At 72.8% G+C, this 17,045-nt stretch carries 13 protein-coding genes; 12 read left to right on the forward strand and 1 reads right to left on the reverse strand.

The window, feature by feature from the left end:
- Positions 1-68: 68 nt before the first annotated feature.
- Entirely contained in the window at positions 69-605 is a 537-nt protein-coding gene (locus tag ACF07N_RS12910; protein WP_030237121.1) for an HNH endonuclease, read from the reverse strand.
- 313 nt (positions 606-918) lie between these two features.
- Here ACF07N_RS12910 and ACF07N_RS12915 point away from each other — a divergent pair, with 313 nt between their 5' ends.
- From ACF07N_RS12915 to ACF07N_RS12970, 12 genes are all read left to right on the forward strand, one after another.
- On the forward strand, positions 919-2,019 hold the full coding sequence (locus tag ACF07N_RS12915) for a mechanosensitive ion channel family protein (RefSeq protein WP_383327941.1): 1,101 nt from the start codon (positions 919-921) through the stop codon (positions 2,017-2,019).
- 192 nt (positions 2,020-2,211) lie between these two features.
- On the forward strand, positions 2,212-3,423 hold the full coding sequence (locus ACF07N_RS12920) for an ROK family protein (protein ID WP_383584873.1): 1,212 nt from the start codon (positions 2,212-2,214) through the stop codon (positions 3,421-3,423).
- Between the two features lie 80 nt (positions 3,424-3,503).
- Positions 3,504-4,841: an ABC transporter substrate-binding protein gene (locus ACF07N_RS12925; RefSeq protein WP_392111674.1), complete on the forward strand. Its 1,338-nt coding sequence runs from the start codon at positions 3,504-3,506 to the stop codon at positions 4,839-4,841.
- 3 nt (positions 4,842-4,844) lie between these two features.
- On the forward strand, positions 4,845-5,789 hold the full coding sequence (locus ACF07N_RS12930) for a carbohydrate ABC transporter permease (protein ID WP_392111677.1): 945 nt from the start codon (positions 4,845-4,847) through the stop codon (positions 5,787-5,789).
- Complete coding sequence (locus ACF07N_RS12935) at positions 5,786-6,676, forward strand: carbohydrate ABC transporter permease (protein ID WP_392111680.1); 891 nt, start codon at positions 5,786-5,788, stop codon at positions 6,674-6,676. The genes ACF07N_RS12930 and ACF07N_RS12935 overlap by 4 nt, the downstream gene beginning before the upstream one ends.
- Positions 6,677-6,683: 7 nt before the next feature.
- The gene (locus tag ACF07N_RS12940; RefSeq protein ID WP_392111683.1) at positions 6,684-7,949 is read left to right on the forward strand and encodes a 6-phospho-beta-glucosidase; all 1,266 of its coding nucleotides are present in this window, start codon (positions 6,684-6,686) and stop codon (positions 7,947-7,949) included.
- The gene (locus tag ACF07N_RS12945) at positions 7,940-8,911 is read left to right on the forward strand and encodes an N-acetylglucosamine kinase (protein WP_392111686.1); all 972 of its coding nucleotides are present in this window, start codon (positions 7,940-7,942) and stop codon (positions 8,909-8,911) included. Before ACF07N_RS12940 ends, ACF07N_RS12945 begins: the two co-directional genes overlap by 10 nt.
- 162 nt (positions 8,912-9,073) lie before the next feature.
- Positions 9,074-10,540: a hypothetical protein gene (locus ACF07N_RS12950; protein WP_392112406.1), complete on the forward strand. Its 1,467-nt coding sequence runs from the start codon at positions 9,074-9,076 to the stop codon at positions 10,538-10,540.
- Positions 10,541-10,569: 29 nt separating this feature from the next.
- Positions 10,570-11,607, forward strand: coding sequence for a glutamate ABC transporter substrate-binding protein (locus ACF07N_RS12955; protein ID WP_392111689.1), 1,038 nt, complete (start codon positions 10,570-10,572; stop codon positions 11,605-11,607).
- A gap of 71 nt (positions 11,608-11,678) precedes the next feature.
- Entirely contained in the window at positions 11,679-13,013 is a 1,335-nt protein-coding gene (locus tag ACF07N_RS12960; RefSeq protein WP_383327964.1) for a hypothetical protein, read from the forward strand.
- Positions 13,014-13,030: 17 nt separating this feature from the next.
- Complete coding sequence (locus tag ACF07N_RS12965; RefSeq protein WP_392111692.1) at positions 13,031-15,574, forward strand: tetratricopeptide repeat protein; 2,544 nt, start codon at positions 13,031-13,033, stop codon at positions 15,572-15,574.
- Between the two features lie 3 nt (positions 15,575-15,577).
- Complete coding sequence (locus ACF07N_RS12970; RefSeq protein ID WP_392111694.1) at positions 15,578-16,987, forward strand: PP2C family serine/threonine-protein phosphatase; 1,410 nt, start codon at positions 15,578-15,580, stop codon at positions 16,985-16,987.
- The last annotated feature ends 58 nt before the right edge of the window (positions 16,988-17,045 follow it).

Here is a 17,045-nt window from a genome sequence, read left to right on the forward strand (position 1 = left end):
ACCCGGGTGGACGGGGGTCTCCCGGGCCCGGGGGCGTGCCGCGTGCGCCTGCGCGAAGGCCCGGACCGTCAGGCGGAAATGCCGTCGATCCGGGCCAAGGCGTCGTCCGCGCCGTACGGCTGCAAGTACGGCAACCAGCGCGGGTCCCTGTGGCCGGTCCCGATGATGCGCCAGGCCAGGCCGGTGGGCGGGGCGGGTTTGTGGCGCAGCCGCCAGCCGATCTCGACGAGGTGACGGTCGGCCTTCACGTGGTTGCAGCGGCGGCAGGACGCCACCACGTTGTCCCACACGTGCTTGCCCCCGCGGCTGCGCGGGATGACGTGGTCGACGCTGGTTGCGACGCCACCGCAGTACATGCACCGGCCCCCGTCGCGGGCGAACAGCGCCCTGCGGGTGAGCGGAACGGGCCCCCGGTAGGGAACCCGGACGAATCGCTTGAGCCGGACCACGCTGGGTGCGGGGACTGTGACGGTCGCGCTGTGCAGATAGGCGCCGGACTCCTCGAGGCAGACGGCCTTGTTCTCGAGGACGAGGACGAGCGCGCGGCGGAGCGGTACGACGCCTAGCGGCTCGTACGACGCGTTGAGGACCAGGACGTGCGGCACGGATGCCTCCTTGGACGCCGGCGGCGCGTGGCTCGCGCCGGGACGATTCGTAGCCAGTCTCCCCTCATGCCTGGTGGAAGCGCCACCATGTCCCCGTAACGGGCTGGGAGTGTTTTCGACCACACCTGGAGGATCCCCCGGATCATGGCCTGTTCAAGCCCAGGTGAGCCCGGTCTCTCCTTCACACATCCGTCAAGGGCACACACAATGCCCCGTTAGTGTGGTGGTTCTGCCCTTTCGGTGACCCAGCAGTGACCTTGACCCCCCTGAACCGCCGCACCGGGGCAGACCGCTGCACCTGGAGGTACCTGCCGTGTCCCTGTCCGTCGCGGACGCCGTTCTGCCGGCCGCCGGCCCGTCGCCCCTGCCGACCCCGTCGGATACGCAGACCCCGAGAGTGCCCTCGCTCCAGGACGCCCAGGAGAGCGCGACGAACGCCGCCGGGTGGGTCGAGCAGAACTGGTCGACCTGGCTCGCGATCGGCCTGCAGGTCCTGCTGGTCCTGGTCATAGCGGCCGTGCTGCGGGTCGCGGTGCGGCGGGCGATCACCAAGCTCATAGACCGGATGAGCCGCACCGCGCAGAGCTCGGACGGCAGTCCGCTGGGTGGCCTTCTGGTCAATGTCGAGCGCCGCCGGCAGCGCTCGCAGGCGATCGGCTCGGTGCTGCGCTCGGTGGCCAGCTTCCTCATCATGGGCACGGCCGCCCTGATGATCCTGTCCGCGTTCAACATCAACCTGGCCCCGCTGCTGGCGTCCGCCGGTGTCGCGGGCGTGGCCATCGGCTTCGGCGCCCGCAACCTGGTCACCGACTTCCTCTCGGGCGTCTTCATGATCCTGGAGGACCAGTACGGCGTCGGCGACACCATCGACGCGGGCGTCGCCTCCGGCGAGGTGATCGAGGTCGGCCTGCGCGTGACCAAGCTGCGCGGCGACGACGGCGAGATCTGGTACGTCCGCAACGGCGAGGTCAAGCGCATCGGCAACCTCTCGCAGGGCTGGGCGACGGCCACCGTCGACATCACGGTCAGCGCCTCCGAGGACCTCGACAAGGTCAAGACCACGCTGGACGAGGTCGCCGAGAAGATGGGCGCCGAGGAGCCCTGGAACGAGCTGCTGTGGGGCCCGATCGAGGTGCTGGGCCTGGAGAGCGTCCTGCTGGACTCGATGGTCGTGCGGCTGTCGGCCAAGACGATGCCGGGCAAGTCCCTGACCGTCGAGCGGGAGCTGCGCTGGCGCGTGAAGCGGGCCTTCGACGCGGCGGACATCCGGATCGTCGGCGGCGCCACGGCCCCGGTGGAGGAGACGCCCGCCGACCCGACGGCGGGCATGGCCCCGCCCTCGGCGTACGCCAGCACCAGCTCGCCGCAGTCCCAGGCGGCGACGCCCCTGACGCCGCCGAGCGTCTCCAAGTAGGAAGCCGTACGACACGGAGGGCCCCCGGCAGTGCCGGGGGCCCTCCGCCGTGCGGTGCCCGCGCCCTTGACGCGAGCCCTTCGCCGCCCTACGGTCCCTGCATCCGACAGGAAACTTTCCTAACAGTGACCGATGGACTTCCGCCCCCGGTCACTGAAAAGCTGAGCAGCCGAAGGGCAGGTGTGGACACGCATGGCAGGAACCGCCGGAACGCCGGGCACCCCGCGCGTCCTGCGCGCCATGAACGACCGGGCCGCCCTGGACCTGCTCCTGGAGCACGGACCGCTGTCCCGGACGCGGATCGGCAAGCTCACCGGCCTGTCCAAGCCGACCGCCTCCCAGCTCCTGGCGCGTCTGGAGGCGGCGGGGCTGGTCCTGGCCACCGGCACCACCGAGGGCCGCCCCGGCCCGAGCGCCCAGCTCTACGAGGTCAACCCCGCGGCCGGGTACGCCGCCGGGCTCGACGTCACGCCCCGGCGGATCCTCGCCGCGGTCGCCGACATCACCGGCCGCACGATCGGCCGCTTCGAACTGCCCGCTCCCGGCAGGCGTTCCGGCACCCCGGTGGTCCGGCAGGTCACCGACGCCCTGGACGGCGCGGTGAAGGCGGCGGGCCTGGCCCGGGACGACGTGCGGCGCCTCGTCATCGGCACCCCCGGCGCCTTCGACCCCACGACGGGCCGGCTGCGCTACGCCTCCCATCTGCCCGGCTGGCACTCCCCCACCCTCCTGGAGGAGCTGGCCGCGGCCCTGCCGATGCCGTTCGAGTACGAGAACGACGTCAATCTGGTCGCGCTCGCCGAGCAGCGGCTGGGAGCGGCCCGGGGCCACACGGACTTCGTGCTGCTGTGGAACGAGGAGGGCCTGGGCGCCGCCCTGGTCCTCGGGGGCCGGCTGCACCGCGGCTGGACCGGCGGCGCCGGCGAGGTCGGCTTCCTGCCGGTGCCGGGCACGCCCCTGGTCCGGCAGGTCACCAAGGCCAACAGCGGCGGCTACCAGGAGCTGGCCGGCTCCCAGGCCGTCCCGCGCCTGGCCCGTGACCTCGGCATCGACGACATCCCCCAGGGCTCGTACGCCGAGGCCGCCGCCGAGCTGGTGGCCCGGGCCGCGCGGACCGGCGACGCACCGCACCGGAACCTGCTGCGCGCCTACGCGACCAGACTGGCCACCGGCCTGGCCTCCCTGGTCTCGGTCCTCGACCCCGAACTCGTCGTGCTGAGCGGCGCGGCCCTCACCGCGGGCGGTGAGCCGCTGCGCGCGCTCGTCCAGGCCGAACTGGAAGAACTGGCGGCGTCCCGCCCGCGCCTGGTCGTGGGTGACGTCCAGGAACACCCCGTGCTGCGCGGCGCGCTGGAGAGCGCGCTCGCGACGACACGGGACGAGGTCTTCGACACCTCCCGCTGACCCACCCCCTTCCCCTTATCCCCTCCCTCTTCCCTCTCCCCCCTTCCCCTTCCGTTCCCGTGCCCCAGGGAGACCCTGCCATGCCCGGAATGTCCCGAAGGGCGGCTGTCGTCCTCGCCGCCTCCGCCTCCCTCGCCCTCCTCGCCACGGCCTGTACGGGCCAGGCGGACTCCGGCGCCTCCGACGACGCCTCGAAGGAGACGACCCTCACCTTCTGGCACGGCTGGAGCGCACCCTCGGAGGTGCGGGCCGTCGAGGACCTGGTCGCCGGCTTCGAGAAGGCGCACCCGAACATCCACGTCGACGTCGTCGGCACCATGACGGACGACAAGATCAACCAGGCCCTGCGCGCCGGCGGCGGCAAGGCCCCGGACGTGATCTCGTCCTTCACCACGAACAACGTCGGCAAGTTCTGCTCCTCCGGCGCCCTGGTCGACCTCGACCCGTTCTTCGAGAAGTCCGGCATCGACCCGGCGAGGACCTTCCCGAAGGCGATGAACGAGTACACGCAGTTCGAGGGCAACCGCTGCGCGGTCCCCCTGCTCGGCGACGCCTACGGCCTCTACTACAACAAGACGGCGTTCGAGAAGGCCGGCATCACCGCCCCGCCGAAGACCTGGTCGGAGTTCGAGCGGGTCGCCGAGAAGCTGACGATCCGTCGGGGAGACAGCTACGAGCAGCTCGGCTTTATGCCGAACTACCACGGCTGGGAGACCACCACCGAGCACTACCTGGGCCAGTTCTCGCCCACCTACTTCGACCGGGACGGCAGGTCGAACGTCGGCAAGGACCCGGCCTTCGAGCAGGCCTTCCGGATGCAGAAGAAGCTGGTCGACACCCTCGGCGGCTACCGCAGGCTGGAGACCTACCGCGCGGGGCTCGGCGACGAGTGGGGCCCCAAGCACCCCTTCCACACCGGCCAGGTCGCCATGCAGCTCGACGGCGAGTGGCGCCTGGGCATGGCCCTGGAGGCCGAGCCCGAGTTCGAGATCGGGGTGGCCCCGCTGCCCGTCCCCGACGACCGGGCCGGCCAGTACGGCAAGGGCTACATCACCGGCACGATCGCCGGGATCGCCGCGACCAGCAGGAAGCAGAACGCGGCCTGGGAGCTGGTGAAGTACATGACCACCGACACGGACGCGGTGGTGCGGTTCTCCAACGCGATCCACAACGTGCCGTCGACGCTCGCGGCGCTGAAGTCCCCGAAGCTGACGTACGACCCGCGCTTCAAGACGTTCCTGGAGATCGCCGCGCACCCCGACTCCACGACGGCTCCCGCCTCCGTCAACGGCGGCGTCTACCTCACCACCATCCAGCAGTTCGGCTACGACTACGAGAGCGGCAAGGCCACCGACCTCAAGGCGGGCCTGAGGAAGGTGGCCGCGCAGATCGACACGGACATCGCACAGGCGAAGTAGGCCATGAGCACCCACACGCTGCGCGCGAAGCACCGCCGCTCGGCCCTGCGCACCCTGGCCTTCCTCTCCCCCTGGCTGATCGGCTTCTCGGTCTTCTTCGCCTATCCCCTGCTCTCCACCGTCTATTTCTCCTTCACGCGCTACGACGGCTTCAAGCCGCCGCAATGGGCGGGCACGAAGAACTGGGCGTACGTGTTCGAGCACTACCCCCTGTTCTGGCCCGCTCTGCGCAACACCCTCTGGCTGGTCGTCGTCATGGTCGCGCTCCGGGTCGTCTTCGGCCTGGGCGTGGGCCTGCTGATCACCCGGATCAGGACGGCCACGGGCGTCTTCCGCACCCTGTTCTACCTGCCCTACCTGGCCCCGCCCGTCGCGGCCACGATGGCCTTCGCCTTCCTCCTCAACCCCGGCACGGGTCCCGTCAACTCCGTCCTGGAGCGGGCGGGCCTGCCGGCCCCGGGCTGGTTCAGCGATCCCGCCTGGTCGAAGCCGGCCCTGACCCTGCTGGCCCTGTGGGGCATCGGCGACCTGATGGTCGTCTTCATGGCGGCGCTGCTGGACGTGCCGAAGGAGCAGTACGAGGCGGCGGAACTGGACGGCACGTCCCCCTGGCAGCGCTTCCGCTACGTGACCCTCCCGAACATCTCCCCGATCGTGGTGTTCGCGGTGGTCACCGGCGTGATCCAGGCGATGCAGTACTACACCCAGCCCCTCGTCGCCGGAAAGGTCGCCTCGGGCGTCATCCAGGGCGCGGGAACCCAGTTCGAGCCCGGCTACCCGGACAAGTCCACCCTCACCCTCCCCCAACTCGTCTACAACCTGGGCTTCCAGCGCTTCGACTACGGCTCGGCGTGCGTCGTCGCCCTGGTCCTGTTCGCCCTCTCCATGGCCTTCACGGCACTTCTGATGCGCCGCAGGGGCGGCCTGATCCAGGCAGGTGACCGATGACGCAGGTGCTCGACAAGCCCCTGGACCTGAAGCAGGCGCCGCCCACGCAACGCACGGCCCACCGCAGGGCCCTGCTGGAATGGATCGCCGTCCACTCCCTCGGCATCGCGGCGGCCCTGTTCTTCACGCTCCCCTTCGTCTTCGTCCTCCTGACCTCCCTCATGAGCGACAGTCAGGCGCTCAGCCGCGACCTGGTCCCGCGGACCTGGGAGTGGGGCAACTACGCCAAGGTCTTCGACACCCCCGGCTTCCTCACGTGGTGGCGGAACACCCTGCTCTACGCGGGCCTGGGCACGGTCCTCACGGTCGTCTCCTCGGTCCCCGTCGCCTACGCCCTGGCCAAGTTCCGCTTCCGCGGCCGCAAGTTCGCCCTGATGCTGGTCATCTCGATGATGATGCTGCCGCCGCAGGTGGTCGTCATCCCGATGTACCTGTTCTGGGCGAAGCAGCTGGACCTGTCCGGCACGCTGTGGCCCCTGATCATCCCCATGGCGTTCGGCGACGCGTTCTCCATCTTCTTGCTGCGCCAGTTCCTCACCACCATCCCCGACGAGTATCTGGACGCCGCGAGGGTGGACGGCTGCGGCGAGCCGCGCACCCTGCTGAAGGTCGTTCTGCCGATGGCCAGACCGGGCATAGCCGCAGTGGCGCTCTTCCAGTTCTTCTACGCGTGGAACGACTACTTCGGCCCGCAGATCTACGCCTCGGAGAACCCGGGCGCCTGGACGCTCTCCTACGGCCTGGAGTCGTTCAAGGGCGCCCACCACACCGACTGGAACCTCACCATGGCCGCGACCGTGCTGGTCATGGCCCCCGTGATCCTCGTGTTCTTCTTCGCCCAGAAGGCGTTCGTCGAGGGTGTCACGCTCACCGGAGTGAAGGGTTAGCACACGTATGAAACTCACCGTGGTCGGCGGAGGCTCGACCTACACCCCCGAACTCGTGGACGGTTTCGCCCGGCTGAGGGACACCCTGCCCGTCGGGGAACTGGTGCTGATGGACCCGGCGCAGGACCGCCTCGACCTCGTCGGCGGCCTCTCCCGCCGCATCCTCGCCCGCCAGGGCCACCCCGGCCGTGTCACCACCACGACCGACCTCGACGCGGCGGTCGACGGCGCGGACGCGGTCCTGCTGCAACTGCGCGTGGGCGGCCAGGCGGCCCGGCAGCAGGACGAGACCTGGCCCCTGGAATGCGGCTGCGTGGGCCAGGAGACCACGGGTGCCGGCGGCCTGGCGAAGGCCCTGCGCACGGTCCCGGTCGTCCTGGACATCGCGGACCGGGTGCGCCGCGCCAACCCCGGCGCCTGGATCATCGACTTCACCAACCCGGTCGGCATCGTGACCCGCGCCCTGCTCGGGGCGGGGCACAAGGCGGTCGGCCTGTGCAACGTGGCGATCGGCCTTCAGCGCAAGTTCGCGGCGCTGCTCTCCCTGGAGCCCTCCGCGCTCCACCTGGACCACGTGGGCCTGAACCACCTCACCTGGGAGACGGCCGTACGCCTCGGCGGCCCCGAGGGCGAGGACGTCCTGCCCCGGCTCCTGGCGGACCACGGCGACACCATCGCGGCGGACCTCCACCTGCCCCGCCCCCTGCTCGACACCCTGGGCGTGGTCCCCTCCTACTACCTGCGCTACTTCTACGCCCACGACGAGGTCGTACGGGAGCTGCGCACCAAGCCCTCCCGGGCGGCCGAAGTGGCCGACATGGAACGGCGCCTGCTGGCGATGTACGCCGACCCGGCCCTGGACGAGAAGCCGGAGCTGCTCGCCCGGCGGGGCGGCGCCTACTACTCGGAGGCGGCGGTGGACCTGGCCGCGGCCCTGCTGGGCGGCGGCGGCACGCCGCACCAGGTGGTGAACACGTACAACGCCGGCACCCTCCCGTTCCTCCCCGACGACGCCGTCGTCGAGGTGCAGGCGGCCGTGGACGCCAAGGGCGCGGCACCCCTCCCCGTACGCCCCGTCGACCCCCTGTACGTGGGCCTGATGGCCGACGTCACCGCCTACGAGCACCTGGCCCTGGAAGCCGCCCTGCACGGCGGCCGCGACCGCGTCTTCCGCGCGCTGCTCTCCCACCCGCTCATCGGCCAGTACGCGTACGCCGAGACGCTCACCGACCGGCTCATCGCACACAACCGGGAGCATCTGGCGTGGGCCTGACCGCACGTGTCCTCGCGATCGACGCGGGCAACAGCAAGACCGACGTGGCGATCGTGACCACGGACGGAGAGGTCCTGGCCACGGCGCGCGGGGGCGGCTTCCGCCCACCGGCCGTGGGTCTGGACACGGCGATGCGGGAGCTGGCCGCACCCGTGGCGCAGGCCCTCGCCGCCGCCGGAGTCACCTCGGTCACCCACGTCTCGGCCTGCCTCGCCAACGCCGACTTCCCCGTGGAGGAGGAGCGGCTGGCGTCCGCGCTGCGGGCCCGCGGCTGGGCGGAGACGGTGACGGTCCGCAACGACACCTTCGCCATCCTGCGGGCCGGCGTCACCGTGCCGCGCGGCGTGGCCGTCGTCTGCGGCGCCGGCATCAACTGCGTCGGCATGCGCCCCGACGGCCGCACGGCCCGGTTCCCCGCGCTCGGCCGGGTGTCGGGCGACTGGGGCGGCGGCTGGGGCCTGGCGGAGGAGGCCCTGTGGCACGCCTCCCGGGCGGAGGACGGCCGGGGCGCCCCCACGGAACTGTCCCGCACCCTCCCCGCCCACTTCGGCCTGCCCTCCACCCACGCCCTCGTCGAGGCACTGCATTTGGAGCGCATCCCGGCGCCCCGGCGCCACGAGCTGACGCCGGTCCTCTTCGCGACGGCCGCCGGGGGCGACGCGATCGCCCGCGCGCTGGTCGAGCGGCAGGCCGAGGAGGTGGTCGCCATGGCCGTGGTGGCCCTCACCCGCCTCGACCTGCTGGACGAGGAGACCCCGGTCCTGCTGGGCGGCGGCGTCCTGGCCGCCCGGCACGCCCAGCTCAACGACCGTATCGAGCACGTGCTCGCCGAGCGGGCTCCCAAGGCGGTCCCGCGGGTGGTGACGGCCAGACCGGTCCTGGGCGCGGCGCTGCTGGGTCTCGACCGCCTCGGCGCCGGGCAGGGGGCCCAGCGACGGTTGCGCGGACACTACGAGGGCTGAACTGGCACACGCTCCGGGCACCCCACCCCCACGGGAACCGAACAATCCCCCCGAACGTGTACCTGGACAGGGGTGGTGCTCCGCGCTGCGATCCGATCAAGATCGAGGCAAGCCCGGTGCGCATGCCGGTTCCGGCGGCGATACTTGCGGCGACGGATGACCATGGGGGAGGTCACGGTGACGTACACGTCGAAGAGCAGCACACCACCACCGGCGAGTTCCGGCCTGCCCATCCTGCCGGCCGTACCGGCCCAGCCCGCCCCGCCGGCCCCGGAGGGCCCCCCGCCGCACCCCTCCCCCACCCTGCGCTCCCCCCGCCGCACCGCCTTCGCCGAGGGCCTGGACCAGCTGCGCACCGCCGCCACCACCGAGCCCGGCCGGCTGCGCATCATCGGCGCCCTGCTGGCCGCGCTCGTCCTCGCCTTCGGCTCGGTCACGGCCTGGCAGATGACCGAACGCGCGGCCGCCGCCGACGACGTCCTCACCAGCAGCCAGCCCCTCACCTCCGACGCGGCCGACATCTACCGCTCCCTCGCCGACGCCAACACCGCGGCCTCCAGCGGCTTCCTCGCCGGCGGTCAGGAGCCGGCCGGCACCCGTGACCGCTACGAGAAGGACATCCGCACGGCCGCCGAGAAGCTCGTCAACGCGGCCGCCAACGCCGAACCGGACTCCCCCTCCACCGCGACGATCGCCGAGCTCAACAGACTCCTGCCGGAGTACAAGGGCCTGATCGAACGCGCCCGCACCTACAACCGCCAGGGTTTCCCCGTCGGCGGCGCCTATCTCCGCTACGCCAACGAGAAGATGCAGCAGCAGATGCTCCCGGCCGCGGAGGACCTCTACACGAAGGAGAACCAGCGCCTGGAGGCGGACTACGCGGACGCCCGCCCCTACCCCTGGGCGGCCATCGCCCTCGGCGTCCTCGCGCTCGCCGCCCTCGCCTGGTCCCAGCACCGCACCTACCGCCGCACGAACCGGGTCCTCAACCACGGCCTGGTCGCCGCCACGGCCACCGCCACGGCCGTCCTGCTGTGGCTGGTCGTCGGCCACAGCGTCGCCCGCGCCGCCCTGGGCGACTCCTACGACCACGGCGTCCGCTCCCTGAACGTGCTGCACGACGCCCGCATCGCCTCCCTGAAGGCCCGGGGCAACGAGAACCTCACCCTGGTCGCCCGGGGCGCGGAGACGAAGAAGATCGGCGACCGGACGTACGACGCCTACGACTACGACTTCGGCAGGGACATCAAGGCCCTCGGCGACCACCTCGCGGCGGCCGGGGCACTCGCCGACGACACCGCGGGCGAACGCCCCGTCACCACGGCCCTGGGCAACATGAAGGAGTGGCGCGAGCGCCACTCGGCGGCCCGCGAGCAGGACGAGCACGGCAACTACCAGCAGGCGCTGGACCTGGTCATCGGCGCCAGGGGCGCGACCGGCGAGTGCTTCGACAGCGTCGACGCCAACCTGCGCGCGGCCCTGGCGCACGAGGAGACGGAGTTCAAGCACGCGGCGGGCGACGGCAGGGACGCGCTGACGGGCCTCCCGGCGGGCGCCGCGGTCCTCGCGGTCCTGGGCGCCGCGGGCGCGGTACTCGGCATCGGCCGCAGGCTCTCGGAGTACCGGTGAACGGGCCGCGGGCGAAAGGAGGAGGCACGATGCGCAGCAGTCTCAAGGGCTGGGGCGGGGTCACCGCGATGGCGGTCGTCTGCGCCCTGGTGGCGGTCTTCGCGCTCTGCCTCCCGAAATCGGCCGTGACCGCGAAGGCCACCGACACCGATCCCGTCTCGACCCGCACCACGGGCGCCACCGCGACCACCGGACGGGCGGACGACGACTGCGAGGAGCCCGAGAAGCAGACCCTCGCGCCCTCCTCCGCCGACGGCCGCACCATCCGGGCGATCAAGAACCGCACGGGCGAGAAGCGCAAGCTGATCGTCGGCGTCGACCAGAACAGCTACCGCTGGGGCTACCGCAACCCCGGCCGGGGCAAGGCCGCGGAGCTCGAGGGCTTCGACATCGACCTGGTCCACCGCATCGCCGAGGACATACTCGGCGACCCGAAGGCCGTCCAGTTCAAGGCGATCCCGACCAACCAGCGCATCCCCGCGATCCAGGAAGGCCGCGTGGACATGGTCGTCCGCACGATGACGATCAACTGCGAGCGCATCGAGGACGTCGCCTTCTCCGCGCCCTACTTCAAGACGGGCCAGCAGGTCCTCGCCCCCAAGTACTCGCCGGTCAAGGGCTACGACGGCACGCTCGCCGGCAAGCGGATCTGCACGGCGGCCGGTTCGACGGCGTACTCCACGCTGGAAGAGGACAAGAAGAGCGGCGACCTGCCCGCCACCACGGACATCTCCACCACCGTCCCGAACCAGCTCGACTGCCTCGTGCGGCTCCAGCTCGGCGAGGTCGACGCGGTGGTCACGGACGGCGCCCTCGCGGCGAGCCAGGCGGCCCAGGACCCGACGGTCCAGCTCAAGGGAGACGCCTTCACTGCCGAGTACTACGGCGTGGCGATGAAGAAGGACGCCGACGATCTGGTACGCCGGGTCAACCAGATCCTGGTGGACTACCGCAAGGACACCGCGAACGGCTGGCAGGCGTCGTACGAGAAATGGCTGTCGGCGACACTGGGCAAGGATGCGGGCAAGTCGGAGCCCCCGGCGCCGCAGTACCTCCGCACCGGCTGAGGACCGGCCGAGACCGACGAGTGCACCAGCCGCCAACCCCCGACCGGCACAACCGCAGCGAGAGGTGATCGATGGGCGTCACGGGACCCGCCGGGCCGGTAATGGACCGGGACGAGGTGGACCGTGCGCTGGCGCGGCTCGGCGCGGAGCACGAGGCGATCGAGACCTCGCTCCTCGCCCTGCAGGACCACGCGGGCCGCAGACTCCTGGAAGGCGCCGAGCTCACCGGCGTGACCCGGGAGCGCTGGACGGCCACGGAGGCGTCGATCACGCTGCTGTGGACGTACTTCGACGCGTACTCCGGCGCGCTGCGCTCCGCCCGGGAGATCCGGGCCCGCCGCCGCTGGTCCAGCCGCGAGGACCTGGTGGAGCTGACGGAGCTCCTGGGCGGCGAGTCGGTCACCGTCGCGGGCAGCGCCGCCGCGGCGGCCAACGCCGCGACACCGCACGGTTCTTCCGGGAAGCTCAGTGAGCGCTACTCGCTCGCCGCGCTCGTCGACCGGATGAACGAGCTGTACGCGACCAGCCTGGACATGGTGGTCGCCGCGGACGCGGTCTGGTCGGCGCTGCCGGCCCGGATCGACCTGCTGGCGGCCGAGTTGCAGCGCACCCGCCGGCTCGCCCACTCGGTGGGCGTGCGCCCCGGTGAGCACCCGGCCGGCGACGACCTGGAGCGCATCACGCGCACCCTGACCAAGCTGCGCGAGCAGGTGGTCTCGGACCCGCTGGCGTTCTGGCAGCCGGCCGAGGGCAGTTCTGCTCCGGGCGGCGGCCGGCCGGACACGACGGTGTACGACCGTGAGGCGCGCGCCCTGGAGGACGTCCGGCGGGAGATCGACGCCGTTCTGACGGTCCGTCAGGACGCGGAGAAGCGGATCGTCGCGCTGCGCGACGTCCTCAGCCGCGCGGACCGCACGCTCGCCGAGGCGCGCACCGCGCGCGGCGAGGTGCTGGCGAAGATCGCCGCGACGGAGGTGCCGGTGGTCGGCGGCCCGCCCACCGTGCTGCAGGAGCAGCTGGCGGCGGCCGCGGAGTACCGCAGGCAGGGGCAGTGGCACCGGCTGTCCCCGCTGCTGGAGTCCCTGGAGCAGAAGGCCGAGGACGAACTGCTGCGCGCCCGCGAGTCGCTGACGGCCGTCACCGCGCCCCTGGCGGTGCGCGCCGAGCTGCGCGGCCGGCTCGACGCGTACAAGGCGAAGGTCGCCCGGCACGGCTTGGCGGAGGACACGCTGCTGGTGGAGCGCTACGAGAAGGCCCGCCGCATGCTGTGGAGCGCCCCCTGCGACCTGCGCGCCGCCGAACAGGCCGTGCTGCGCTACCAGCACGCGGCGGCCGAACTGCTCGGCGGCCCGCGCGTGCCGGACCAGGGCGGGCCCGAGGACGACCGGAGGGGGCCGGGCGCATGAGCGACGAGGGGGAGTCCATGAGTCAGGCACCGCACGAGCCACCCGGCCCCGCGCGCAGCTGCCAGCGCCCCGCCTGCGAGGGCGCGTACGAGGACGTGGGCGGCGGCGAGCTGTACTGCGACACCTGCGGCCTGGCCCCGGTCGTCGCCCCGGACGGCATGGTCGGCTCACCGCCCACCGGCATCACGGCGGGCGGCAGGGGCGGCTCGCGCGGATCCACCGGCAGCGCCGGCTCCCGCTCCAGCGGCCGCAGTTCCGGTACGTCGTCGCAGTCGTCGAAGTCGCGCCGGTCGGTGTCCGGGCGTCTGTCGCGTTCCCTGTCGGGCAGGTCGACGGGCCGCTCGGTGTCGGTGCGCAGCTCCGGTTCCGCGGCCGGTTCGTCGTCCCGGGGACGGCTGGGCGCCGGGCTGGTGCAGGTGCCGCCGATCCCCCGGCCCGACCCGCGCGCGATGGTCCTGGACCGTCCCGAGGTGCCCGAGCGGAAGCGGTTCTGCTCGCGCTCGGACTGCGGCGCGCCGGTGGGCCGGGCGCGCGGCGAGCGGCCGGGACGGACGGAGGGCTTCTGCACCAAGTGCGGCCACCCGTACTCGTTCGTGCCGAAGCTCAAGACCGGGGACGTGGTGCACGGCCAGTACGAGGTGGTCGGCTGCCTCGCGCACGGCGGTCTCGGCTGGATCTACCTCGCCGTCGACCGGGCGGTCTCGGACCGCTGGGTGGTCCTCAAGGGCCTGCTGGACACGGGCGACCAGGACGCCATGGCGGCGGCGATCTCGGAGCGGCGCTTCCTCGCGGAGATCGAACACGCCAACATCGTGCGGATCTACAACTTCGTGGAGCACCTGGACCAGCGCACGGGCTCGCTCGACGGCTACATCGTCATGGAGTACGTCGGCGGCAAGTCGCTCAAGGAGATCGCCAACGCCCGCCGCACGGCGCAGGGCCGGCGCGACCCGCTGCCCGTGGAGCAGGCCTGCGCCTACGGCATCGAGGCGCTGGAGGCGCTCGGCCACCTGCACAGCCGGAACCTGCTCTACTGCGACTTCAAGGTCGACAACGCCATCCAGACCGAGGACCAGCTGAAGCTGATCGACATGGGCGCGGTGCGGCGGATGGACGACGAGGAGTCGGCCATCTACGGCACGGTCGGCTACCAGGCCCCGGAGGTGGCCGAGGCCGGCCCGTCGGTGGCCAGCGACCTGTACACCGTCGCGCGCACCCTGGCCGTCCTGACCTTCGACTTCCAGGGCTACACGAACGTCTACGTGGACTCCCTGCCCGACCCGGACCACATCGAGGTGTTCCGGCAGTACGAGTCGTTCTACCGCCTGCTGGTGCGCGCCACCGACCCCGACCCGGCCCGGCGCTTCGCCTCCGCGCAGGAGATGACCGAGCAGCTGACGGGTGTGCTGCGCGAGGTCGTCTCCCTCCAGACCGGCCGCTCCCGGCCCGCGCTGTCCACCCTGTTCGGGCCGGAACTGCGGGTCACGGACGTGGAGTTGTTCCCGAAGCCGGCCGGCGAGGTGTCCCTCCTGGGAGCCCGGGCGGCGCGCACCGGACGCCGCCGGACCCCCACCGCGCTCCCCGCCCCCGGCACGCCGGGCCCCGCCGCTCCCGGCCTCGTCAAACCCGTCGACACCCCCGCGGCGGCCCTCGCCCTGCCGGTTCCCCGTGTCGACCCCACCGACCCCAACGCCGGTTTCCTCGCGGGTCTGATGACCTCGGCCCCGGCCGAGCTGCTCGGCGCCCTCGCCGCGGCCCCGGCCCCGTCGACCGAGACCCGGCTGCGCCGGACCCGGGCCTGGCTGGAGACGGGCGACCCGGGCGCCGCCCTGCGGACGCTGGCGGCCCTGGAGGACGAACGGCCCGACGACTGGCGGGTGGTCTGGTACCGGGGCGTGGCCGCCCTGGTCACGGGCGACGACGAGGGCGCCGCGCTGGCCTTCGACGCGATCTACGACGCCTTCCCGGGCGAGATCGCCCCGAAGCTGGCGCTGGCCCTGTGCGCGGAGGTGCTGGGCCAGCTCGACAACGCCGCCGAGTACTACCGGCTGGTGTGGTCGACCGATCCGAGCTACGTGAGCGCCGCCTTCGGGCTGGCCCGGGTGCAGCTGGCGACCGGGGACCGGCGCGGCGCGGTACGGACCCTGGAGTCGGTCCCGGAGTCGTCGATCCACTACACGGCGGCCCGGGTGGCGGCCGTCCGGGCCCGGCTGCGGCAGCGCACGGCGACGGCGTCGGACGGGGCCTTCCTCGGGGACCTGACGGCCGCCGCGGCCCAGGTGGAGGCGCTGGAGGCGTACGGTCTGGATCCGGCGCGCCGCGAGCAGCTGTCGGCCGAAGTCCTCGGTTGCGCCCTGGACTGGGTACTCTCCGGGGGCCAGGGTTCCGCCCCTCCCGCCGCCGGAGGACGGACGCTGCTCGGCAGCGGCCTGGACGAACGGGGCCTGCGCTTCGGCCTGGAACGTTCGTACCGCACGCTGGCCCGGCTGGCGCGGGGCGGCGAGGAGAGGATCGACCTGGTGGAACGTGCCAATCGTTACCGCCCCCGGACGTGGGTGTAGTTGATGTCGCAGATGCCCCAGTTGTCCGCCTGCCCGAGCTGCGAGGAACCCCTCGAATCGGGTGACCGTTTCTGCGGCGCGTGCGGATACGACCTGTCCGCCGTGCCCGAACGGCCGCAGGACAACCCGACCATCGCCATGAACGGCTCGGTGCCCACGCAGGGCGCACCGGCCGGCGCGTACCTCCGGGCCGCGCCGGACGCCGGCCCGGCCTGGACCGCCCCCGGGCCGGACGGCCCCGGAGCCCCGGCCCCGGCGCACCCACCGACGGGCGTGCCGGGCACGGGCACGGGCGGCTCCGCCCTGCCGCCGGGCACGCCCCCGCCCCCGAGCGCCCCGCCGGCCCCGGCCGCGGGCGTCCGCTTCGACCGGCCGCCGCAGCCCGGCGGCCACGCCGCCCCGGCCGAGGCCGAACCGCCCCAGCCGGACGAATACCTCCTCCAGGCACCGGACCCACGGGTGTCCGCCGAGCCCGCCGCGCAGGCCGCGGGCTCCGGCGGCAAGGTCTGCGTGGCCTGCCGAGCCGGCCGCGTGGACGACGACGGCTACTGCGAGAACTGCGGCCACGCCCAGCCGCGCGAACGGGACCACATGGAGCAGGAGTCCGGCCCGGTCGCCGCGGTCAGCGACCGCGGCCTGCGCCACCACCGCAACGAGGACGCGTTCGCCATCGGCAGCACCGCGCTGCCCGACGGCTCCCCCGCCTGCGTGGCGATCGTCTGCGACGGCGTCTCCTCGGCGACCCGTCCCGACGACGCCTCGGCGGCCGCGTCCAGGGCGGCGAGCGAGTCCCTGCTGACCGCCCTGCCCCAGGGCACGCACCCGCAGCAGGCGATGCACGACGCGATCGTCGCCGCCTCCCGCGCGGTCAACTCCCTGGCCGCCGAGCCCGCCACGGCCCGCGAGCAGGGCCCGCACCAGAACGCCCCCGCGTGCACCATCGTCGGCGCGGTGGTCACGTCGGGCCTGCTGATCGTCGGCTGGGTCGGCGACAGCCGCGCCTACTGGGTGCCGGTCGACCGGAGCGCTCCCCCGGCCCGGCTCACCGAGGACGACTCCTGGGCCGCGCAGATGGTCGCGGCGGGCCTGATGAACGAGGCCGAGGCCTACGCCGACGAGCGCGCCCACGCGATCACCGGCTGGCTCGGCGCCGACGCCTACGAACTGGAGCCGCACACCGCGGCGTTCAAGCCGGACCGGCCGGGCGTGGTGGTGGTCTGCACGGACGGCCTGTGGAACTACGCGGAGGGAGCCGAGGAGATGGCCCGGGTCGTCCCGCTCGACGCGGCCACGCGTCCGCTGCACAGCGCCCGGGTGCTCGTCGGCCACGCCCTGGACGGCGGGGGCCACGACAACGTAACAGTGGCCCTCGTGCCGTTCCCCGCCGTCCCTCAGGGGGCAGGATCGGCCTGAGGCCACGTACGGGGACGCCTCGGCGGACCGGAGGGGACCGGTCCGCCCACCGTCATCA

It is taken from the genome of Streptomyces sp. NPDC015242 (genome assembly GCF_043079125.1).
Taxonomy (GTDB): domain Bacteria; phylum Actinomycetota; class Actinomycetes; order Streptomycetales; family Streptomycetaceae; genus Streptomyces.